This window comes from Streptococcus sp. SCPM-O-B-15294 (M123) (assembly GCF_058200455.1).
On the sequence record NZ_JBYQGU010000034.1, the window covers coordinates 1 to 262 of the forward strand.

1 pseudogene is annotated in these 262 nt (G+C 43.5%); it reads left to right on the plus strand.

Annotated elements, in window-relative coordinates:
* Positions 1 to 262, plus strand: a pseudogene (locus AC3E8G_RS10295) (muramidase); the annotation flags it as partial.

A 262-nucleotide genomic window follows, 5' to 3' on the forward strand; every position in this document is an offset into this window, starting at 1 on the left:
CCCCAGTTGAGCCTAAGAAGGGTGAGGTCATCATCACTTACGTAGACGAAAATGGCAAGGAAATCGAAAAACCTCGTCAAGATACACCAAACTCACCATATGACACACCATATAACACCACTGAGGAAGGTGAAAAACCTAACACTATCAAGACACCAGACGGTAAGACCTACAAGATCGTACCGAAAGGTGACTACCCAGTAGGTAAAGTGGACGAAGATGGCCATTTGGAATCATCTGATCCAATTAAAGGTAAAGTTGA